Source organism: Anaerosporobacter mobilis DSM 15930, assembly GCF_900142955.1.
Taxonomy (GTDB): Bacteria; Bacillota; Clostridia; order Lachnospirales; family Lachnospiraceae; genus Anaerosporobacter; species Anaerosporobacter mobilis.
The window spans coordinates 113,805-135,939 of the sequence record NZ_FRCP01000017.1 but is presented as its reverse complement, the minus strand read 5'-3'; the positions used below and the strand labels follow the sequence as shown (position 1 = coordinate 135,939).

17 protein-coding genes are annotated in these 22,135 nt (G+C 35.0%); 12 read left to right on the top strand and 5 right to left on the bottom strand.

Translation table 11 applies throughout. The features are described from left to right. The first annotated feature begins 113 nt into the window (after positions 1-113). Together BUB90_RS16620 and BUB90_RS16615 are read left to right on the top strand one after the other, a co-directional pair. Entirely contained in the window at positions 114-338 is a 225-nt protein-coding gene (locus tag BUB90_RS16620; RefSeq protein WP_073289567.1) for a hypothetical protein, read from the top strand. Positions 339-405: 67 nt separating this feature from the next. After that, complete coding sequence (locus BUB90_RS16615) at positions 406-1,236, top strand: zinc ribbon domain-containing protein (RefSeq protein ID WP_073289566.1); 831 nt, start codon at positions 406-408, stop codon at positions 1,234-1,236. Positions 1,237-1,429: 193 nt separating this feature from the next. On the opposite strand, the gene BUB90_RS16610 is transcribed toward BUB90_RS16615, so the two are convergent. After that, positions 1,430-1,621: a hypothetical protein gene (locus BUB90_RS16610; protein WP_073289565.1), complete on the bottom strand. Its 192-nt coding sequence runs from the start codon at positions 1,619-1,621 to the stop codon at positions 1,430-1,432. Between the two features lie 357 nt (positions 1,622-1,978). Here BUB90_RS16610 and nadA point away from each other — a divergent pair, with 357 nt between their 5' ends. The 3 genes from nadA to nadC all read left to right on the top strand — a co-directional run bounded on the left by nadA (position 1,979) and on the right by nadC (position 5,237). Beyond that, the gene (nadA, locus tag BUB90_RS16605) at positions 1,979-2,884 is read left to right on the top strand and encodes a quinolinate synthase NadA (protein WP_073289564.1); all 906 of its coding nucleotides are present in this window, start codon (positions 1,979-1,981) and stop codon (positions 2,882-2,884) included. 114 nt (positions 2,885-2,998) lie between these two features. Continuing rightward, positions 2,999-4,408, top strand: coding sequence for an L-aspartate oxidase (locus tag BUB90_RS16600; protein ID WP_084139327.1), 1,410 nt, complete (start codon positions 2,999-3,001; stop codon positions 4,406-4,408). After that, complete coding sequence (nadC, locus tag BUB90_RS16595; protein ID WP_073289563.1) at positions 4,380-5,237, top strand: carboxylating nicotinate-nucleotide diphosphorylase; 858 nt, start codon at positions 4,380-4,382, stop codon at positions 5,235-5,237. The genes BUB90_RS16600 and nadC overlap by 29 nt, the downstream gene beginning before the upstream one ends. A 101-nt stretch (positions 5,238-5,338) precedes the next feature. Here the strand turns inward: nadC and BUB90_RS16590 are convergent, their stop codons facing one another. The 4 genes from BUB90_RS16590 to BUB90_RS16575 form a co-directional block, all read right to left on the bottom strand. Beyond that, entirely contained in the window at positions 5,339-6,373 is a 1,035-nt protein-coding gene (locus tag BUB90_RS16590; RefSeq protein WP_073289562.1) for a patatin-like phospholipase family protein, read from the bottom strand. Between the two features lie 106 nt (positions 6,374-6,479). Then, positions 6,480-8,732 (bottom strand): DNA gyrase/topoisomerase IV subunit A, encoded by a 2,253-nt coding sequence (locus BUB90_RS16585; RefSeq protein WP_073289561.1) that lies wholly within the window; start codon positions 8,730-8,732, stop codon positions 6,480-6,482. Positions 8,733-9,083: 351 nt separating this feature from the next. Beyond that, positions 9,084-11,018: a DNA gyrase/topoisomerase IV subunit B gene (locus BUB90_RS16580; protein ID WP_073289560.1), complete on the bottom strand. Its 1,935-nt coding sequence runs from the start codon at positions 11,016-11,018 to the stop codon at positions 9,084-9,086. 360 nt (positions 11,019-11,378) lie between these two features. Beyond that, a complete protein-coding gene (locus BUB90_RS16575) occupies positions 11,379-13,103 on the bottom strand; it encodes a methyl-accepting chemotaxis protein (protein ID WP_073289559.1) in 1,725 nt (574 codons plus the stop codon). Positions 13,104-13,763: 660 nt separating this feature from the next. On the opposite strand from BUB90_RS16575, the gene BUB90_RS16570 reads away from it, so the two are divergent. The 7 genes from BUB90_RS16570 to flgK (BUB90_RS16540) all read left to right on the top strand — a co-directional run bounded on the left by BUB90_RS16570 (position 13,764) and on the right by flgK (BUB90_RS16540) (position 22,119). Continuing rightward, a complete protein-coding gene (locus tag BUB90_RS16570) occupies positions 13,764-14,933 on the top strand; it encodes an FprA family A-type flavoprotein (protein ID WP_073289558.1) in 1,170 nt (389 codons plus the stop codon). A gap of 161 nt (positions 14,934-15,094) precedes the next feature. Beyond that, on the top strand, positions 15,095-15,778 hold the full coding sequence (locus tag BUB90_RS16565) for a TrmB family transcriptional regulator (protein ID WP_073289557.1): 684 nt from the start codon (positions 15,095-15,097) through the stop codon (positions 15,776-15,778). Positions 15,779-15,866: 88 nt separating this feature from the next. Further along, positions 15,867-17,135, top strand: a complete 1,269-nt coding sequence (locus BUB90_RS16560; protein WP_073289556.1) for a diaminopimelate decarboxylase — start codon at positions 15,867-15,869, stop codon at positions 17,133-17,135. Positions 17,136-17,575: 440 nt separating this feature from the next. Then, positions 17,576-17,854, top strand: a complete 279-nt coding sequence (gene flgM, locus BUB90_RS16555) for a flagellar biosynthesis anti-sigma factor FlgM (protein WP_073289555.1) — start codon at positions 17,576-17,578, stop codon at positions 17,852-17,854. Positions 17,855-17,961: 107 nt separating this feature from the next. After that, positions 17,962-18,474 (top strand): flagellar protein FlgN, encoded by a 513-nt coding sequence (locus tag BUB90_RS16550; RefSeq protein ID WP_073289554.1) that lies wholly within the window; start codon positions 17,962-17,964, stop codon positions 18,472-18,474. A 32-nt stretch (positions 18,475-18,506) separates the two neighbouring features. After that, a complete protein-coding gene (gene flgK, locus BUB90_RS16545) occupies positions 18,507-20,261 on the top strand; it encodes a flagellar hook-associated protein FlgK (protein ID WP_139241790.1) in 1,755 nt (584 codons plus the stop codon). A 16-nt stretch (positions 20,262-20,277) separates the two neighbouring features. Then, on the top strand, positions 20,278-22,119 hold the full coding sequence (gene flgK, locus BUB90_RS16540) for a flagellar hook-associated protein FlgK (RefSeq protein WP_073289552.1): 1,842 nt from the start codon (positions 20,278-20,280) through the stop codon (positions 22,117-22,119). Positions 22,120-22,135: the final 16 nt, after the last annotated feature.

The following is a 22,135-nucleotide window of genomic DNA, read 5'->3' as shown; positions in this document are numbered from 1 at the left end:
TTAATATAAGTATATTTTAATTTATATAAGAACTATATGTGCTTAAGGGGTCCCAAATTTATAAGATATAACTTCTTCGAGGGGGAAGTTTAACAGCCAAAAGGGGGATAATTGTGGCGCAGAAAAAAGGATTAATCTTGAATGAATTTGATGGTCATTCGATTGTAGATGCACTTAGTAATGCATTTGAGATTAAAAAAGAAGATACAGACCAGCCATATCAATTTTTAGAAGCATCTGGCTCTTTAGTAATAAAGCAGAGTTTAGCAGAAGAAAAAGAAGAGACTAAGGCTGTAGAAGAAGAAACGTTATCGATGTTAGAAAAGTTACTTCGATAATAGTTAATACTATATCATGATGAGATAAGTATGGTATAGGAATCTTGCACAGGAGAGGGAGAGGTTTATGTTTAACTTATTAAAGAATTATTCGTATTATGATGATTATTCTTATTATTATCGAGATATGCTTTATAATACAGATTCGGCAGCAGTGGGTTTAGCTTTTATCGTAGCATTAGTAGTATCTATTATTATTTATTTTACGTTTTTATCAAAACGGAACGAAGGCCGATTCACTGGATTTACAGGCTGGCTTTACGAAGTATTGAGTTTTGGTAAACTTATAATTGAAGCTTTACTGAAGATTTGTTATATGTTTATTACGATATTTATATCGATTATTTCAATAGTACATATGAAGTATTCCTTTATTGAGGGATTACTACTGTTAATCGTACTTAATTTATTAATCCGTGTTGGTTATGAGTGTTTATTAATGATTGTTATGATTTGCAAGAATATCAAGGAAATTAACAGTAAGTTAAAAGGCCAAAATAACGATAACAATCTTATGAATAGTGGAAGAAGCAGCTATAATATGCCACCTCAACAACCATATGGACAATCCACTTACGGTCAACAGCAATCCTATGCACAACCAACAATGAATCATCAACCAATGGGAATGCAACAATCGGCAGGAATGCAACAACCAGCAGGAATGCAACAACCAGCAAGTATGCAACAATCGATGGGAAATCAGTATCAAGGATCAAATAGCTCAACGGGACCAATTAGTCAGTCTGTGGATCAAAATCAAGCAAGACCGCAAGATACTAGTATGCAAGAAGAGCTACCAAAAGTTCAGAATGTGAAACAATGTTTAAAGTGTGGATGTGTTGTTGAACATAATGATGTATTCTGTCCAAACTGTGGAACAAAAGTAGTAGAATAGAAAAAGTGCTATTGTAAAATAGTTCTTTAGAAGTAAAAGACAATCTTAGTAATTTTTATGTGGCTTCACGGATATTTTATATCTGTGTTTTTCACTAAAAATTATGAAAGATTGTCTTTTTTATGTTGCATTTAATGCAGTTATAATCTGGTCAATTGAAGAATTAATTTTGATATACAGTAACTTCTTTTAATCAGTCACCTTTGCTACATAATGGATTACTTCTTTCCTCAAAGAAAGCATTATTGTCTGGATTAACTGACGAACGAATGAAATCTTTCATTCTGGAATCTACTTGATTATTCCCAGTATTGTTTTTGGAAGTAGAATTAGTTGTTTTATTACTGGTAGTCTTATTACTGGTAGTCTTTTTTTTCTGATCCATATCACACGTTTCCTTTCTTGGTTGACTATTTACAACAATATGCATATAGATTAAATCGGAACGTTCAATCTTGTATCATTCTTAGTTTTCTCTTTCTAATCAAAAATATTCACACATATAATAAATCTCGTTGAATTCCTTTATTAAATTGCACAAATATTGTTTGTAGTTGACAAGACAGCTAACTTGACAAAAAGATAATAATGTGCAACAATACGTGTTAAAGAAATAAAAAGTATCAATAGAAGTAAGGTTGAAAGTATTTAAATATTATGAAGGGAGCCATGCGTTACTTTCTTTCAACCTATTTATATTAGCAGTATTACAAACAAGCTAGTTATATGCATGGAAGTAAGTATGGAAGAGTTAGTAAAACAGTTAATAGAATTAAAAAAAGAGAGAGATGCAGTTATATTGGCACATTATTATGTTAGTGATGAGGTCCAAGCTGTTGCAGATTATATAGGTGATTCCTACTATCTTAGTAAGATCGCTACTACAGTAAAAGAAAAAACGATTTGTTTTTGTGGCGTGCAATTCATGGGGGAAAGTGCCAAATTATTAAATCCTGAGAAGACTGTTGTTATACCTGATAAGAATGCAGATTGTCCAATGGCACATATGGTTGATATAGACCGAATTAAGAAAGTAAGAGAAGAATATGAAGATGTAGCGGTAGTTTGCTATATTAATTCCACAGCAGAATTAAAACAATATGCGGATGTATGTGTAACATCAGCCAATGCAATGAAGATAGTTCGTTCCTTGCCAAATAAAAATATTTTTTTCATTCCCGATGAACATCTTGGAAGATATATAGCTAGTAAATTACCAGAGAAGAATTTTATCTTTAATGATGGTTTCTGTCATGTACATACAAGTATTACTGCAGAGAATGTGAAAAAGGCGAAAGAAGCAAGACCAAATGCGAAAGTCCTTGTGCATCCAGAATGTAAATTAGAAGTACTTGAATTAGCGGATTATATCGGCAGTACATCAGGGATTATTGATTATGCTACAAATAGCGAGGAGAAAGAGTTCCTTATCTGTACAGAGATGGGAGTGTTCTATGAGTTGAACAAGAAGAATCCAGACAAACGATTCTATTCTGTTGGGCATAGACAATTCTGTCCTAACATGAAATTAATTACATTAGATAAGGTAGTTCGTTGCCTAAGGGAAATGTCACCTGTGATTGAACTTGATGCCGAAAAAGCGGATAAAGCAAAAGCTCCACTTGACAGGATGCTCGAGTTATCGTAAAAGGTAATCGCAATCAATTAAGCAGAGTCAAAAGGTCTTAACAACGTTGAAGATGAATAGTAGAGAATAATTATTTATCCAATGACTAACGTGCGGAAGGAGTATGATTGTAATATGTTGCAGAATAAATATCAAGTAATAGTTGTTGGAACTGGTGCGGCAGGGCTGTATGCTGCGCTTTCTTTGCCAGAAGATACACAGATTTTGATGATAACAAAAGATGCTATACAAAATAGTGATTCATACTTGGCACAAGGTGGAATATCAGTATTAAAAGATGAGGCAGATTATGCATCTTATTTTGAAGATACTATGCGTGCGGGGCACTATGAGAATAATAAAGAATCCGTTCATGTGATGATCGAATCATCAAGAGCAATTATTAACAAGTTATTAGGTTATGGTGTAGAATTCGATTGTTATGAAGATGGTAGTTTTGCATATACAAGAGAAGGAGCACATTCGACGTATCGAATCCTTCGGCATGATGATATGACTGGGAAGGAGATTACTAGCAAGTTAATTATACAAGTTAAGAAACGCCGCAATATAGAAGTAATGGAGTACACTACAATGATTGATTTGATTACGAATAGTAAAATTCCATCGGTTTGCGAAGGAATTGTAATTGAGGAATCTAGCGGTGAGATTAAGAATGTGTATGCCGATGCTGTAATATTGGCCACAGGGGGGATTGGTGGATTGTTCCAGAACTCCACGAATTACTCACATATTACAGGAGACAGCTTTGCTATTGCTCTTCGCCATAATGTAGAATTACAGGATATACACTATATACAGATTCATCCAACTGCATTGTATACGAAGAAAAAGGGACGCAAATTCTTGATATCGGAATCCTTACGTGGGGAAGGTGGAGTTCTACTGAATAGTAAAGGTGAGCGTTTCGTTAACGAATTATTACCTCGAGATGTAGTAACGGCTGCGATTAAAGAGGAAATGGAAAAAGAGGGGACTGACCACGTTTATCTGAACATTTCTCATCTACCAGCAGATATCATTATTAAGAGATTTCCAAATATCTATCAGAGATGTATAGAGGAAGGATATGATTTAACGAAAGAGTCAATTCCGGTTGCACCAGCGCAACATTATCTTATGGGAGGTATTAAGGTTGATACAGAAGGTGCAACCACATTAATGAATCTATATGCGGTTGGGGAAACAGCTTGTAATGGTGTTCATGGGGCAAATCGTTTGGCAAGTAACTCTTTATTAGAGAGCCTTGTGTTTGCAGAGAGAGCAGCGGGGAAGATCATTAAGGAACAGCAAAGGGAGTACTGTAGACAGATGCAGTTTGTGCATGAACTTACAGCTACTCAAGCCGTGCAATTACCGACGGAAAAAAATACAGGGACTCAATCAAAAGAAATAAAGAATATGGTAGAGACTCAGGTGTTAGATGATTATAAACGATATGAATTATTCAGACAACTAATCTGGAAAGAAATTAAACGAGAGGATGAGACGTTCTATGTTAGATGGTGTAACAATGCAAGTTAATATAGATGAATATTTAAAGAATGCCTTGAAAGAAGATATAACAAGTGAAGATGTAACAACGAATTCCGTTATGAGGACATATAAAAAGGGGAGTGCTCAGTTAATCTGCAAAGAAGATGGAGTAATATGTGGCCTTTCGGTATTCGCTAGAGTGTTTGAATTGCTTGATAGTAGAGTAATCTTTGAAACCACGTATCATGATGGAGATGTGATGAAGAAAGGTGATTTAATTGGAACGGTAACAGGTGATATACGTGCACTGCTATCGGGAGAAAGAACAGCTCTTAATTATCTTCAAAGAATGAGTGGTATTGCTACTTATACCAATGAATATGCTAAGGAATTAAAAGGATATAAAACAACACTTTTGGATACCAGGAAGACAACACCAGGTATGCGTCCTTTTGAAAAATATGCAGTTCGTATAGGGGGAGGATCAAATCATAGATATAATTTATCCGATGGAGTTTTATTAAAGGATAATCACATAGGAGCTGCAGGTAGCGTTACAAAGGCAGTGGCTATGGCGAAAGAATATGCACCTTTTGTTCGTAAGATAGAAGTAGAGGTAGAGAATCTAGACATGGTTGCAGAAGCAATTGCAGCAGGAGCGGATATTATTATGCTTGATAATATGGATAATGAAACCATGAGAAAAGCGGTTGAGATGATAGGTGATAAAGCAAAGACTGAATGTTCTGGTAATGTCACAAAGGAACGATTACGTGAAATCGCGAAAATTGGAGTTGATTTTGTATCGTCAGGTGCATTAACTCATTCAGCACCAATTATAGATTTTTCTCTTAAGAATCTAAAACCAGTGGAGTAGGTTAATCAATAAAAAGAGGTTGTTGCAAAAATAGTTTGAATATCTATATCATATCTTTGCGGTATGGTAAAACAAGCTATCTGCAACAGCCCCTTTTTTACTTAGATAACTCTACGTGTATCTTTAATCTGATTTCTTTTATGATTGTCGAATAACATTCTAGCATAATGTTCCAGATCTCTATGTTTTTTCTTAACCAATTCATTACCAATTTCAAGGAGGCGGTCAATTGCCTTTTGGGAAGTATCATCCATTGAAGGTACATTCTCATTCACGTTAGCCACCACTCGTAAATACTGGTTTGAGACACCTAGAGTAGAGTATAACTTATTCAATTGATAATCAACAGTTTGTTCACTTGCATCCATTAAGACATCTAGAAGTGGAAAAGCCCAATTAATAGCACCCCAATGTTTTACTTTATTATAATCATAAGATTTTGCAGAATAAACATTACCGATGGAAAGAACCATAGTATCATTAATGTTCTTAGTACGTTCTAGTTTTAGAGCTTCAATAAGGGCACATAAAGAAGGATTGTTAGCGAATACTCCACCATCGACTAAGCAGTCTTCACAAGAATTATATGCTTTGATGCAGCTTGGTGGGAAGAAAGTTGGAGCAGCGGTTGAAGCAAGTACGGCATCTGCTAGGTTAAAATTACGATCTTCTGATTTAAGACTTGATAAGGAGTTGAAGAAGAGAGAATCTCTTGTTGTCATATTGTATGATGTTAGTAGGCAGGGCTTAAGTAGCTCGGCAGTTTTCACGGAGCCAAAATATGAATTAAGTTCAGCTACTAATGCTTTGTTCTTATATTTTGGGCCAATTAAGCCACCAAGAGTACGTAATTTATGTAAGGGATTAGTCTGGAACATTGTCTTACCTTTGGTGAGGTACAGGTTTAATGCATCAGAAGCTGTATATTTAGGACGATTACAATCGTTTGGACATAACAATAATGCTGCTAGAATTGAGCCTGTACTTGTACCAGCAATAAGATCAAAGTAATCAACTAAATATACGGTATTTGCACCAGTGTATTTCTTGAGGATATCTTCTAATTCGATTAAAACCAGTGCGGATACAATACCTTTCATTCCTCCACCGTCGATAGATAAAATAGTTGTACTCATATATACACCTGCCTTTTTCTATAATACTATAATATATGAAAAAACAGCTATTTATATGAGTACAGTTAGAATATGGTTATAATTCTGGATTATTTAGCCAATATGACTATACATCAAGATTTGCTTTTTGACCTTTTTGTCCGCGTTTACGTGTACGAACTTTCTTAGCACTTAATGTCTTATTATTAAAAGTGAAGGATTCTAAATTAGAATCTTGAGCGGTTGCATAAACTACGTAGTCCCCGTTATCAAGAGCAATTGCTTTGACACCACGGCTAGATTTCTTAAGTTCGGAAACCTCTTCAAGTAGGAATCCTAGTGAAGTACCTTTTTCAGTTAACAAGATTACCTTCATGGATTGCGATAATATATCGTGTGCAGTTAAAACGGTTATCGAGACTAATAGATCATCAGCATCTAATTTCGTAGAAGCAATCGTAGAGCGGATCGTTTCAAATTCAGCTCCTGAGACTTGCTTTATGAAACCGTTCTTCGTTGTAAATAATAGTTGTGACTCAAATAATTCTTCAAAAGAAGTGTATAGTAAAATGTCTTCCTTATCTACCTTACACAACGTCTGGATAAGAGCACCTTTATCTTTCGTTTTACCTTTTGGAATAGCACTTGCCTTGATTTGATACATGTTACCTTGTGCTGTGAATAAGCATAGTTTATCGGTATTCTTCATCTGAATAATATGAGCATATTCTTTTAGGGTTTCTTCAGAAGCACGGGTATAACTAGCAGAATCTAGTGATTTGGTATAGCCGAATTTATCAATTAATACATAGATATCTTCTTCTTTGAATTCTTCCACATATCCCGTGTTCTCCGTGTTTTCAAGCATGGTGCGTCTAGGTAGGGTAAACGTCTTCTTATACGCCTTTAATCTAGCTTTGATTACTGTAAAGAGAGCATTCTTATCCGAGAGCACTCTTTGATATTCTGCAATATTAGCAAGAAGAGTATCATTTTCTTCATGTAATTTAAGAATCTCTAGTCCAATTAATTTGCTAAGAGGCATAGCAAGAATTGCATCTGCTTGACGTTCCGTGAAGGATAATGTCTTAGCTTCTTTTTCACTAGCTTTTGTTTTAAACGTAATATCCGTGGTGTCACCTGTTATCAAACAACCTTTTGCTTGCTTGATGGAACTACTTCCTCGTAAAATCTCAATAATTAAATCGATAACATCAGTAGCTTTGATTAAACCATCCACAATTTCCAGTCTGTTTTGTGACTTTTCAAGCAGATGTTGATACTCTTTTGTGTATAACTCTTCTTGGAAGGCTACGAATTCTCCAATTAAAGTTGGAAGATTGAAGATGATTGGTTGTTGTTCTTTAACCGCTAGTAGATTAACACCATAAGTATCCTCAAGCGCTGATTTTTTATATAAACCATTCAATAAGTTTTGGATATTACGGTCTTTCTTTACTTCGATAACAATACGAATACCTTCTTTTGAAGATTCATCACGTACGTCATAGATTTCTTCAAAGACTTTGTCCTTCATTAGCCCTGCTAGGGTTTCTACTAATTTGGTTTTATTACCTGCAACCGTATAGGGTATTTCAGTAATCACAATATTCTTGCGACCATTATCACCATCTTCAATCTCTGTTTTGGCACGTAATTTAATTTTACCTTCCCCTGTCGCATAGATGCTTTCCATTTCACTTTGATTAATGATTGTACCACCTGTCGGGAAATCTGGAGCAGGTATGTATTTCATTAGCTTCTCAGTGGTGATATCTGGATTGTCAATATATGCAATTACGCCATCAATAACTTCAGTTGTGTTATGAGGGGGTATATTAGTAGCCATACCTACTGCAATACCGGTTGTTCCGTTAATTAATAGATTTGGTAACATAGCTGGTAGAACACTAGGCTCCTTCTCACTGTTATCAAAGTTTGGTACAAAAGGAACGAGACCTTTATCTAAGTTGTTTAATAATGTCATAGCTCCGTTTGATAGCCTAGCTTCTGTATAACGCATTGCTGCAGCACCGTCACCGTCGATTGAACCAAAGTTTCCATGGCCATCAACTAATGGCATTGAGAGGGAATAATCCTCTGACATATGAACAAGGGCATCGTAGATGGAGCTATCCCCATGAGGGTGATATTTACCCATGGTATCACCGACGATACGGGCACTTTTACGATGTGGTTTATCTGGCGTTAATCCTAATTCATTCATTGCATATAGGATACGGCGTTGTACTGGCTTTAGACCATCGCGGACATCTGGTAAGGCACGAGAGATAATTACGCTCATGGCATAATCACGGTACGAGTTTTTCATCTCCTCGGCAAAGTCCAATTGAATAATAGTATCAGATTTATTTGACATTATGAATTCCTTTCTTTATTAGATATCAATAGACATTTACGGAACTCAATGCATACTTTCACAGCTTCTTTACTAACGAACTATTACACGAAACACGCTGCACACCTAAGTACTTCTATGTGTGTACTGCGAGTTTATACAGTAGTTGCGGAAACGCCATCGATTCGGCATCCTGCCTCAGCTCAGGCTGGCTCGGCTTCCGTGCCTCGCCTTCCTAAGTTATAAGTACACACTAAGAAATACTTTAGGTGCTACGCTATCGTTTCTTAGTTATAGTACGTCAGTAAAGAAGCAACTAAACATTTCGAGAGTTTCGTAATTGACTAGTCAGATGTAATTGGGGAGGTATGATTAAATATCAACCTTAGCATACTTGGCTTCTTCCATTATAAAAGCTCGACGAGGAGGTACGTTATTACTCATTAGAATTGTTGTGATTTCGTCCGCTTCAACGGTATCGGAGATTTCTACACGAGCTAGGATACGAGTCTCTGGATTCAATGTGGTTTCCCATAATTGATCGGCATCCATTTCACCAAGTCCTTTGTAACGTTGTAGGTTAAGAATCTTGATTCCAGGTTTCTTACGGAATTTTTCTAATTCGAAATCATTAAATATATATTCAGATTGTTTTTTCTTCTTTGTTTTCACAGCAGTATTTTCGTATTCTACTTTATATAGTGGTGGTAATCCGCGATATACTTTTCCTTCAAGTATTAATTCTGGCATGAATCGATAGAAGAAGGTAAGCAATAAGGTACTAATATGGGAACCATCTACGTCGGCATCGGTTAAGATAATAATCTTGTCATAACGTAATTTTTTAATATCAAAATCATCACCGATTCCGCACCCGAAGGATGCAATCATAGATTTGATTTCGTTATTCACTAAAATCTTCTCAAGAGCAGCTTTTTCTACGTTAAGGATTTTACCACGAAGTGGAAGGACTGCTTGCGTACGACGATTTCTAGCAGTTTTAACGGTACCACCAGCAGAATCACCTTCGACAATATATACTTCACATTCTTCGGGTTTCCTTGAAGAACAAGAAGCTAATTTACTTCTCGTGTCCACATCAGCTAATTGTTTTAATACTGCATTCCTTGCTTTATCACCAGCACGTCTTGCTTGATAGGATTTTAAAGAGTTTTCTAGTATAGAGCGTAGTACTTCAACGTTCTTGTCAAAATACCGTTGAACTTCTAGTGTAAATACTTCCTCAACAGCACTCTTGGCATCTGTATTACCTAATTTGGTTTTTGTCTGTCCTTCAAATTGAGGATCAGGATGTTTGATTGAGATGATGGCAACAAGGCCATTACGTATATCCTTTCCATCAAAATTATCATCCTTATCTTTAAGGATATTAAGTTCTCTTGCATATTGGTTCATAATACGAGTCAAAGCTGTTTTAAAACCAGTTACTAGGGTACCACCATCAACGACATTAATTCGATTACAATATGCATTAATCTGCTCTGTATAACTATTGGTATATTGGAAAGCCAATTCTACTTCAATATCGCCGCTGGTACCTTCTGCGTAAATAACATCATCATGTATAAGTGTTGCTTCACGGTTAAGGTATTTAACAAAGCTTTGAATTCCGTATTCTTCATGATAGATCTTTTCGGTACCATCATATTCATTGCGGAACATAATCTTTAAATTTTTGTTTAAGAACGCAATTTCTTTTAATTTCTTCTTGATTGTCTCCGCCTTGAATTCAACTGTTTCAAAGATCGAAGCATCAGGATAGAAGGTAACGCTTGTACCAGTATCTGATTTATTGCATTTTCCTACTACTGGTATATTGCCATCAACTAATTCTATAACAGGATGTCCGCCATTCTCATATATATCACGATAGATTTGCCCGCCACTGCGAACTTCTATAATCATACGGCTTGACAAAGCGTTTACAACAGATGCACCAACACCGTGAAGACCTCCAGATACCTTATACGCAGAAGAACCGAATTTACCGCCAGCATGAAGAATCGTATATACAACACGTACGGTTGGTATTTTCTTTGTTGGATGAATGTCTACTGGGACACCACGACCGTAATCGCGTATTGTAATACCTCCATCTTTTCGAAGGATAATATCAATTTGTGAACAAAATCCTGCAAGATGTTCATCAATTCCGTTATCAAGTATTTCCCATATTAAGTGATGTAAGCCCCTTGTGCCAGTGCTTCCGATGTACATACCAGGTCTTTTTCGTACTGCCTCAAGGCCTTCCAGAATAACAATCTGGCTTCCATTATATTGTTCCATGTAATTTAAGTGCTCCTTTCGAAGTTAGGTTGATGCATTATTGTATTTTGCCTCAAACCAAGTAATTTATAATAAGTACTCAAACTTCGTATAAAACTTTAACTACTCCTCGAAATCTTCAGGTGCGAAGTTTAAGTAAAATATATATTTGCAAGAAAAAAGATAGATACCCTAAAAGATTGTTGCATATTTGCAATCAAATTATCCTAGTGGTATCCAATCGTTCCGATTATACCATAAATTATGGATTATAGCTACCAACTATCAAAGAAAAGAGTTGTGAATAGGTACAATGTAATATTCACAACTCTAGAATAGTAATTTGATATTTAGTTTTCGTAATGTTTAATAACTAAAATACTATAATTGGAATCCCTCTAATAACTCCCTAAGTGTATCGGATTGTGATAGGAATTCTTGACTAGCAGCCGAGCTTTCTTCTGATGCAGCGGAATTTGACTCTACAATTACCGAAATCTCTTGAATCGATGCTAGTACATTATTAAGTTGATCAGCTTGTGTGGTACATGCTGTTGTTATATCCTCTACTAATTCAGAGGTTTTACTAGAACTTGTTACGATATCGCTTAGTAGTTTTGCAGTATCATCTGCAAGAGCAGAACCATGTTTTATAGCATCTAGTGATTGATGAATAAGTTTTGTTGTATTACCAACTGCTTTTGAACAATCGTTAGCCAGTTTGCCAATTTGATCCGCTACGACAGCAAAGCCTTTACCCTGTTCTCCAGCACGCGCAGCTTCAATGGAAGCATTCAAGGATAGAAGATTTGTCTGGCTGGCGATATCATCAATTACTTCAATAATCTTCGATATTTGGTTTGATTGATTCGTGATTTGGTTCATAGCATCTAGTAATGCTTGCATATAGGTATTTCCTTTGTCTACAATATCCAAGGAATCGCTAGATATCTTACTTACATCCCTAGCTTTTTTGGCATTGTTTTGTACAACTGTTGTGATATCATTAACTTGTTCAACAAGTGTTGAGATGGAATTGTTTTGATCTTGTGCGCCTTCAGCAATTGACTGTGAGCTATGAGAAATTTGTTCTGCACCTGAAGCAACTTGGTTTGCAGAATCTTTGATATTTACTATCAATTCATTAAGATATTGGGTAATTTCTATTAATGAATTCTTAATTGGTACAAAATCACCCATATAGTCAATGTCTACCGTTACTGTCATATCACGATCTTCTAGTTGGCCTAAAACGGTAGTAATGTTTTGTATGTATCCTGTTAGGGTATTGATTGTCTTCGTAGTGGCAGTAGATAACTCGCTTAATTCAAGGATAGAAGAAGGTTTGACCGAAACTTGTAGATTACCCTTGGCAAGTTTGTTCATTGCTTCTTTGACCTCAGTAATTGGTGAAACAATCACGGTAGTAGTGGCTTTTGCATGTTTTTTAGATAATATATAGCTTATAATAATCATTGCAATAACTACGGCTATCATAACTAGGGAGTAGATGATACATCTCGTAATTTCGTTGTTGGCATATGAATCAGAATCGGTTGCTATAGTATCTAATAATACGTTTATTTCTTCTACTAGAGGTAGATAACTCTTGACAAGTACATCGTTTGCATTCGTCATACGACGGTTTGCAACAAAATCATAGATTTCTACTCGATATGGATTAGCCTCTTCCATTTTATTTTGTAATTCTGTCAGTAAATTAGTATCAGAAGAATGCTCTTTCGCTACAATACTGTACAGGTTTTGTAATTCTGAATTGAGTTCTTCAACAATACTGTCCGTATTATCTGTATCGCTCTTCATTCGGGAGGCGGTCATCTGTACAATTTTGTGATATACATTGCTCTCTAGTTGCTTCATTAGATATTGTGTTTTAGAAACGCTTTTTTCTAAAGTGTAGGGACCATTTTTGAAGTTAATGATTTCCCCAGCTAGGATAGCAGTACTTAGAATCGATAAGATACAAATCGTACAGGAGATAATTCTTGTTAAGCGAAAGGAATTGTTAATAACTTGGCTTAAGGGTAAATTAGTTTTGGGGTTACTTCGTTTTTTTGATTTGGTTTTACTTTTGTTTTCTTTCATGTAATCACTCCTCGTGTATTGATTGTTAACTATTTTATGGAACTAAGCCCAATATTTACAAACCTACGACGATTTATTATATAATGAGAATAGAAAACAATCTATTGCTATATTATACAATTATTAATGTATATACATGGTCGTAGTTGTATGAAAATTAAAGAAAAAATAATAAAATAATAGTAAGGTATCGCTTTATATTTATTTTATCAAAGATGTCAATGTTAATACCTTTATGCGTATAAAAGTATAATGAAAAGTTTAAATTAACTCTAGATGCAGTAAATACAGGGGGTAAATAGAATGTGAGAGGGAAAGGGATAGATGGGAAAGTTTAATATATTAGGTAAAACAGAGCTAATGAGACTTTTTATTAAGTAAATTAAAAAATGTTGTTATAAAATAAAAACATAGGATTGTATATTAACAGAACTAGTTGAATATTTATATCATTTATATATAAAACTTTGTGCAAAGCTAATGAAAAAGTATTGATAAACTTGGTAAATATTTGATTTGTTAGGAGGATTATTTTTTTATTGAAGGAGAATATAATATTCATGTAATAGTTCGTTAGCCTATTTATTAATTGACATTGATAATTAAAAGACATATAATTTAGGAATAATTATTGTTATTGAAAAAGAAGGAGAGGTTGTAATGGAAGTTGTTAAATTAAGAGATGATATCTATTATGTTGGAGCAGTAGATTGGAATGTTAGATCTTTCCATGGATACACAACAAATAGAGGAGCAACATATAACGCATATTTAATTATTGATGAAAAAATTACACTTATAGATACGGTTAAAGCACCTTTTGCAGGAGAATTATTAGAACGTATATCAGAAATCATTGACCCTTCTAAGATTGATTATGTTGTATCAAATCATGTTGAGATGGATCATTCAGGTGCAATTCCTGCAGTTATGGAGGTTGCTAAGAATGCAACGATCATTACATCGGCACCTAGTGGTTTAAAAGGACTTCAAGCACATTATGGGGATCAATATAAGTACCAAACAGTGAAAGCAGGAGACTCTATATCTCTAGGAAAGAGAAGCTTAACATTTGTTGCAACACCTATGTTACACTGGCCAGACAATATGGTTACATATTGTAGTGAAGAGAAGATTCTGTTCTCTAATGATGCCTTTGGTCAACATTATGCTTCTTCAAAACATTTCGATGACGAAGTGGATATGTGCATCGTAATGCAAGAATTAGAAAAATACTATGCGAACATATTAATGCCTTATGGTAGACAAGCAAATCAAGCTCTTGATATAGTGGAAGAACTACCACTTGAGATGATTGCACCTAGTCATGGAGTAATCATTAGAAGTCATATCAAGGAAATACTTGATCAATATAGGTATTACTGCAATGGGGAAAACGAAAGGAAAGCTCTTGTAATATATGATTCTATGTGGCATTCAACGGAGAAAATGGCAATGGCCATTCTTGAAGGCTTTAAGAGAGCAGGAGTTGAATGTATCCTATATGATTTAAAAGAAAATCATATTTCAGATATTGCAACGCAAGTATTAAAAGCAGAATATCTTGTAGTAGGATCACCTACATTGAATGCAAATATGTTACCTACAGTTGGTGCTTTCATTACTTACATGAAAGGGTTAGCGCCAAAAGGAAAGAAAGGTTTTGTTTTCGGTTCCTACGGCTGGGGACCTCAAAGTATAGCTTTACTTCAAAAAGAGTTCGATGCTTTGAAGATTGAAACAATTAAAGAGCCAATTAAGATTAATTATATCCCAACAAAAGAACAACTAAGAGAAATTGAAGATCAAGTTGCTGAATTAGCACTTTAATTCATGACAATAGAAAGCTCATAGGGGATATAGTATTAATTGAGAAATTTTCTCAAAAGAGCATATTAGTAGGAATGTCAATCAAATTAAGATTGACATTCTTTTTTATAAGATGTATAGTGTTCCTATAAAGTAATACTAGAAGAAACGGAGCAGTTTACATGGAAGTTATTGAACAGCTTGTTATGTTTGGTCTGACAAGACAAGAAGCAACCTTATATATGACGCTACTCACAGAAGGTGAGCTAACAGGATATGAAGCCGCCAAGAAAACAACTATTTCAAGATCGAATACGTATAATGGCCTTGCAGGGTTAGTTGAGAAGGGTGCTGCATATATTATTGAGGGTACAGTAACCAAATATACACCAGTAAGTGTAGAAGAATTCTGTAATAATAAATTACGAAATCTTGAAGCTTCGAAACATAAGCTAATGGAGTCATTACCCATTGAGAAAGTGGAGAACAGTGGATATATAACAATACAAGGCGAGAAGAACGTGATGGATAAACTGAAAACTATGCTAATAGAGGCGAAAGAAAGAGTTTACCTATCTGTATCAAGTTCTTTGCTTTCGTGTTTAGAGGATGAACTTTCACTATTACAAAAACGTCATATTAAGCTAGTACTAATTACTGACCAGAAGGTTCCGTTTGAGGAGGCAATCCTATATATAACAGACAAGAAAGATCAGAGAATACGTTTAATCATTGATTCCAAGAAAGTCTTAACGGGAGAGATTACAACTTCGTCGGATACCACATGTCTATATTCAATGAATGACAATCTTGTATCCGTCTTTAAGGAAATGTTACAGAATGAAATTATTTTACTTTCGAGATAGTAGGCAGCCTGAAAGCAAAGATATGTTATCGACATGGATAAAAGTTATCGAATTGTCCAAATAATAATCCAAAGAAAAAGGAGAATATATTATGAAAAAAACATTTGTTACGAATGAACAGTTACAAGAGATTGTAAAAGAATATCCTACTCCATTTCATTTATATGATGAAAAAGGAATTCGTGAGAATGCTAGAAGATTAAAAGAGGCATTTGCATGGAATAAAGGATTTAAGGAATACTTTGCTGTTAAAGCAACACCAAATCCATTCTTATTAAAGATTCTACAAGAAGAAGGTTGTGGAACAGATTGTTCTTCCATGACAGAGCTTATGTTATCGGAAGCACTTGGTTTTGATGGAAGTGAGATTATGTTCTCGTCTAACGCAACCCCAGCAGATGAATTCGTGAAGGCCAGAGAAGTCAATGCCATTATTAATCTTGATGACATAACACATATAGATTTCTTAGAAAAAGCAGCAGGAATTCCTGAGACAATTTGTTGTCGCTTTAATCCAGGTGGAGTATTTAAAATCAGTACTAGCATAATGGATAATCCGGGAGATGCTAAATACGGATTTACGAAAGAGCAAATGTTTGAAGGATACAAGAAGTTAAAAGATCTTGGCGTTAAGAACTTTGGTATTCACTCTTTCTTAGCAAGTAATACAGTAACGAATGAATATTATCCAACTCTTGCTAAAATCTTATTCGAGTTAGCGGTTGAATTAAAAGAAGAAACAGGTGCCGACATCAAATTCATTAACTTATCAGGTGGTGTTGGTATCCCTTACAAACCAGATCAAGAAGGAAATGATATTAAAGCTATTGGCGAAGGTGTTCGCAAAGTATATGAAGAAATCCTTGTTCCAGCTGGAATGGGTGACATTGCTATCTATACAGAATTAGGAAGATTTATGTTAGGACCTTATGGTTGTTTAGTGACAACAGCAATCCATGAAAAACACACACATAAAGAATATATTGGATTAGATGCTAGTGCAGTAAACCTAATGAGACCAGCGATGTATGGAGCATATCACCATATCACAGTTATGGGTAAGGAGAATCAACCTTGCGATCATATGTATGATGTAACTGGATCATTATGTGAGAACAATGATAAATTCGCTATCGATCGTATGCTACCAAAAGTGGATATCGGCGACTTGCTAGTAATTCACGATACAGGAGCACATGGATTCGCTATGGGTTATAACTACAATGGTAAATTGAAATCAGCGGAAGTACTGTTAAAAGAAGATGGATCAACACAGTTAATTCGTCGTGCAGAAAAGCCAGAAGATTATTTTGCAACATTTGACTTCTGTGATATCTTAAAGGATATGAAATATTAATACTGTCGAAAATATTAGATGTAGTAGCTACAAAAGGCTACCACAAAAATAATGCATTTATATAGCAGAAAAGACAATCTTCATGAATCTTATGTGGATTCGCGGATATTACACATTCGTGTCCACTAACATTTGGAAGATTGTTTTTTTATTGTGTTTTCTTGGGGGTAAAACGATTAATAATTGCTACGATTATCTATCTAGTTTTATAGCAATGGGTGTGTGAAAGTATTGAATTACATTCGCTGTTTCTTTGCAGATGGGACAAAATTACTATAGACGTAAATTATACAAATAATAAAAAAGTTTAAGTTTAGCTATAATGATAATTGAAAAAAATCCGATATCTAATTTAGAACAATAACAAGCTATGAAATATAAAATGATATATAAAAACATAGCTGGGGAGTTATTTGCAATAATAGTAAGGTGGTGAAGTTATGAGAATAGATGCTTATAATAAAGTAAGTCAAATGTATCAAACAAACAAAGTTCGTGCCGTTGAAAGTGCGAAGAAAGTGGGGAAATCCGATCAATTAGAGATTTCTCAAACAGGAAAAGATTATCAGACTGTAAAGCAAGCGGTTGCTAGTGCTTCTGAAGTAAGAATGGATAAAGTAGAAGAAATCAAAAAAAGATTAGCTTCTGGTACGTATGATGTAAGTATGAACGAAGTTGCAGATAAGTTACTAGATAATTATTTTAATACAGTAGTTTAGGCATAACTAAAGTGAAGTAGTGGTAAAGAAGTAGGCAAAGCTTACTTTGTAAGCAGAGAGTGGATCGTGAAAATCCACATGAGTTTAAGAGAGAAGAGAGGTTTAGCGTGGCTAGTTTAATAGAAGAATTGATTACAACTTTGCAACAAGAGAATGATGTTTATAGAGAAATGATACCAATTGCGAAAGAAAAATCAAATATTATAGCAAACAATGACCTCTTAGCATTGCAAGAAATTACGGATCAAGAGCAAGCATTTGTAGAGAAGGTCATGATGCTTGATAAGAAAAGAGAAGAAATAATCGCGAATGTTGGAGTTGTTCTGTGCAAGGATGCAAGAACATTAAAGATACAAGAAATCATTAAACTATTAGAGACACAACCAAAAGAACAAGAGAGACTATCTACTGTTCATACCAATCTAAAGAAGACCATTGATGAATTAATGGAATTCAATAATCATAACAAATCGTTGATCGAACAATCCCTTGAAATAATAGAGTTTAATATGAACTTTATTCAAAGTACACGGATGTCACCAGGGAATAACTATACAAAATCAGCTGGGCAGGCCAGTAATGCATTACCTGAAACAGGTATGTTTGACGCAAAACAATAGATGAAGGATGGTGATATACCGTGGGAAATATTATGACAAGTTTATGGACTGCTGTATCGGGTTTCACAGTTAGTCAGAATGCAATTAATACCACAGCACACAATTTGGCCAATATTGATACAGATGGATCTACAAGGCAACAAGTAATTATCCAAGATTTCCACTATAACAAGATTGGCCAATCTACATATAGTTCCATGCAGACTGGACTTGGTGCTGCAACACAAGTTGTTCGTCAAGTAAGAGATGAATTCTATGACAAACAATATCGTACAGAATCAGGTCGATTAAGTTTTTATGATGCACAAAAGCAAGCGATACTTGAAATTGAAGATATTATGGGCGAATTGGAGAACTCTCCATTCCAAGAATCGATACAAAAACTTTGGAATAACATACAAGAGTTAGTAAAATCTCCAGATGATAAAACTGCTCGTGCGTCGCTAGCAAAGAATGCGGAAGCATTTGTCCAAAGAGCAGAAACGATTTATAAACAATTAGAACAATACCAAGTAAATATGAATCAACAAATCAATGATAAGGTAACGCAGATCAATGGTTTGGGTGAAAAGATAGCACAGTTAAATGAACAGATTACGAAAGTTGAATCAGGTGGCGTAGAGAGAGCTAACGACTTACGTGATAAGAGAAATCTATATATTGATCAATTAAGTAAATTAATTGATGTTAAAGCAACAGAAGAATTCGATGGTTCTGTTACGATTATGGCAGAGAACGTTCAATTTGTAACGGGTACATCTTCCTACAGCATGTCTACGGTGCGTGTTGCAGATGGTTCAGATATGGTAAAACCAGTTTGGGATCATATTAAGACAGATGTATTCGATATGACAAGAGAACCAAGCTATGAAGCAGGAACAAATCTTGGGTCGCTAAAAGGTCTTATCTGGGCAAGAGGAAATAGTTCTGCAAATTATACGAATATTCCTCAAAAAGGCGACTTTGCAACGGATGCAGACTACCAAGCAGCCATTGATAAATATAATCTTGAAATTGAGAGTTCCGTTATTCGTACTACACAAGCTCAATTTGATACATTGATTCATGGTATCGTAACAGCTGTGAATGATATTCTATCTCCTAATGTGGAAGCAACATTAGCAGATGGTACTAAGATTCAGATTCTTTCACCAAATGCACCAATGGGTATGGATGGAGATAAGACACAAGGAACAGAATTATTCTCCCGTAAGAGTACAAGCAGATATGATAAGGATACCGTAATATATATGAAGAATACAGGAACCGCTGAAAATCCTGTGTACGAAGAGTGTGCTGAAACAGATGCTGATGCTTTTCGAGCATATAGATATAATGAAGAAGATCCAAGTGATAAATATACATTATATTCTTTGGGAGAAATTGAAATTAACAAAGATATATTAGCGGATTATTCAAAAATACCACTTAGTCAAAGTGGTGGTACAGGTGATTTCGCATATAACGGAGTGGCGAAAGCCTTAGCTGATATCTGGAATCAACCATTTTCAACATTGAATCCGAATGTATTAAAGGTGAATACATTCAATGAATACTATACAGCAATCTGGGGAGACCTAGCTACCAAAGGTGAAAAGTACATTGCTAGTGCTGAGAATCAACAGATCATGGTTGATAATATATCCACTGCAAGACAGAATGTAATGGGTATATCTTCCGATGAAGAACTAGCTAATATGATTAAATACCAACATGCTTATAATGCAGCTGCAAGATATTTTAATGTTGTAGATTCCATGCTCGAGCATCTGGTTACTAGATTGTAGAGGAGGACAAATTAATATGGCATCAACTTTTTTTGGTTTAAATATAGGTTTATCTGGCCTCTATGCATACCAGGCATCGATAAATACAACTGCACATAATATCTCTAACGCAGAAACAACAGGTTATTCAAGACAAAAAGTAGTAACATCTGCAGGTGAGGCAATGCGTGTATATAGTTCCTATGGTATGGCTGGGACAGGCGTTAATATTGCTGATATTATTCAACAAAGAAATGCCTATTATGATGTGAAATATCGTAACAGTGCAGCCCTTTATGGTGAATATAGTACGAAGAATGATTACATGTTACAGGTTCAAAATTATTTTAATGAAGTAGATGAAGGTGGTTTTACAGACTCATATAACAGCTTATTTAGTGCGTTGAAAACGCTGTTTGATGATCCCTCTAGTATGGATATTCGTACCACTGTAGCAAACAATGCAGATTCACTTAGTGAATACATGAATTATATGTATACTAGTATGCAAACAATTCAAGAAGATGCAAATTTCCAGATAAAAAATCTTATTGACCGTGTAAATTCATTAGGGGAACAGATTGCTACTGTTACAAAGCAAATCAATGCATTAGAAGTAACAGGGGTTACTGCCAATGACTTACGTGATTCGAGAGAAAATCTTGTAGATGAGTTATCGAAGATTGCTAATGTGACAACAGAAGAAAAAGTAATGAAGAAGGATCCTATGGACCCTGGTACCGTTGTTTATGAAGTAAGAATTAACGGTCAATTATTAGTAGATACGGGCTCAAGTAAGCAATTAAAAGTAGTACCAAGAACTGAGAAAATAAATGCAACAGATATAGATGGTTTATATGATGTTACTTGGGCAGACGGACAAGAGTTCTCTTTAAGCAATGCAAACTTAAAAGGTGAGTTGAGTGCATTATTTGCAGTTAGAGATGGTAATAATGCAGAGAATCTTGGTGGCAAAGTTACAACAACCACAACTGGTGGTGTAACGACATTAACCATGACTAAGACGAACTGTGATGACATTACTAAGTTAAATATCCCTACAGAGGGAAATATTACAATTGCAGGTAAGGATTATAAATACAAAGGATTTACTGTAGATGTTCAGGCAGATGGAACCTACCAATATAATTTCAAATTAGATGAGCCATTGGCAACTGATATCAAAGATACAGATAATGTTCGTGGTGAAATTGGTGAAACCGTTAATTACAAGGGTATACCTTATTATATGGGTAAATTGAATGAGTTCTCTCGTACATTTGCTTCTGTATTTAACAAGATGCATAACCAAGGAGAAGATTTGGACGGGAATAAAGGTCTAGATTATTTCAATTATACGGATAAAAAAGGTGCAGCAGATTTGCTAGAGAACTTTACATCGTTTAGTTCTGATGGTACTGCAACATATATTGCAGCAGATGGTACGGTAACTACAGGTGAATCTTATTATAATTTAACAGCTTTCAATATGACAATAACGGCTGAGATTATGAGTGATCCTAGGAAGTTTGCAGCGGCAAGTGATATTACACAAGGTGTTGAGAATAAAGATAATCTGAAGGAGCTTCTTAAGATCGAAAGTGATAAATCTTTATTCAAAGCAGGAACACCAGCACAATTCTATAGTACATTAGTTGCCGAAATCGGTGTAGATGCTTCTAAGTATGAAACGTTTACAAAGAGTCAAGAAAGTATCATGAAATCAATTACAAACCAAAGATTATCTGAATCTGGTGTTGATGTGGATGAAGAAGCAATGAATTTGGTTAAATTTAAAAATGCATATAACTTATCTGCTAAAGTTATTCAGACAATGAATGAAATCTACGATAAATTAATTAATGGTACAGGCGTATAATCCACCTGGAGGTGAT

Coding starts and splice junctions, on each gene's coding strand:
- BUB90_RS16615 (WP_073289566.1), top strand. CDS start 406: ATGTTTAACTTATTAAAGAATTATTCGTATTATGATGATTATTCTTAT.
- BUB90_RS16610 (WP_073289565.1), bottom strand. CDS start 1,621: ATGGATCAGAAAAAAAAGACTACCAGTAATAAGACTACCAGTAATAAA.
- nadA (WP_073289564.1), top strand. CDS start 1,979: ATGGAAGAGTTAGTAAAACAGTTAATAGAATTAAAAAAAGAGAGAGAT.
- BUB90_RS16600 (WP_084139327.1), top strand. CDS start 2,999: ATGTTGCAGAATAAATATCAAGTAATAGTTGTTGGAACTGGTGCGGCA.
- nadC (WP_073289563.1), top strand. CDS start 4,380: ATGTTAGATGGTGTAACAATGCAAGTTAATATAGATGAATATTTAAAG.
- BUB90_RS16590 (WP_073289562.1), bottom strand. CDS start 6,373: ATGAGTACAACTATTTTATCTATCGACGGTGGAGGAATGAAAGGTATT.
- BUB90_RS16585 (WP_073289561.1), bottom strand. CDS start 8,732: ATGTCAAATAAATCTGATACTATTATTCAATTGGACTTTGCCGAGGAG.
- BUB90_RS16580 (WP_073289560.1), bottom strand. CDS start 11,018: ATGGAACAATATAATGGAAGCCAGATTGTTATTCTGGAAGGCCTTGAG.
- BUB90_RS16575 (WP_073289559.1), bottom strand. CDS start 13,103: ATGAAAGAAAACAAAAGTAAAACCAAATCAAAAAAACGAAGTAACCCC.
- BUB90_RS16570 (WP_073289558.1), top strand. CDS start 13,764: ATGGAAGTTGTTAAATTAAGAGATGATATCTATTATGTTGGAGCAGTA.
- BUB90_RS16565 (WP_073289557.1), top strand. CDS start 15,095: ATGGAAGTTATTGAACAGCTTGTTATGTTTGGTCTGACAAGACAAGAA.
- flgM (WP_073289555.1), top strand. CDS start 17,576: ATGAGAATAGATGCTTATAATAAAGTAAGTCAAATGTATCAAACAAAC.
- flgK (WP_139241790.1), top strand. CDS start 18,507: ATGACAAGTTTATGGACTGCTGTATCGGGTTTCACAGTTAGTCAGAAT.
- flgK (WP_073289552.1), top strand. CDS start 20,278: ATGGCATCAACTTTTTTTGGTTTAAATATAGGTTTATCTGGCCTCTAT.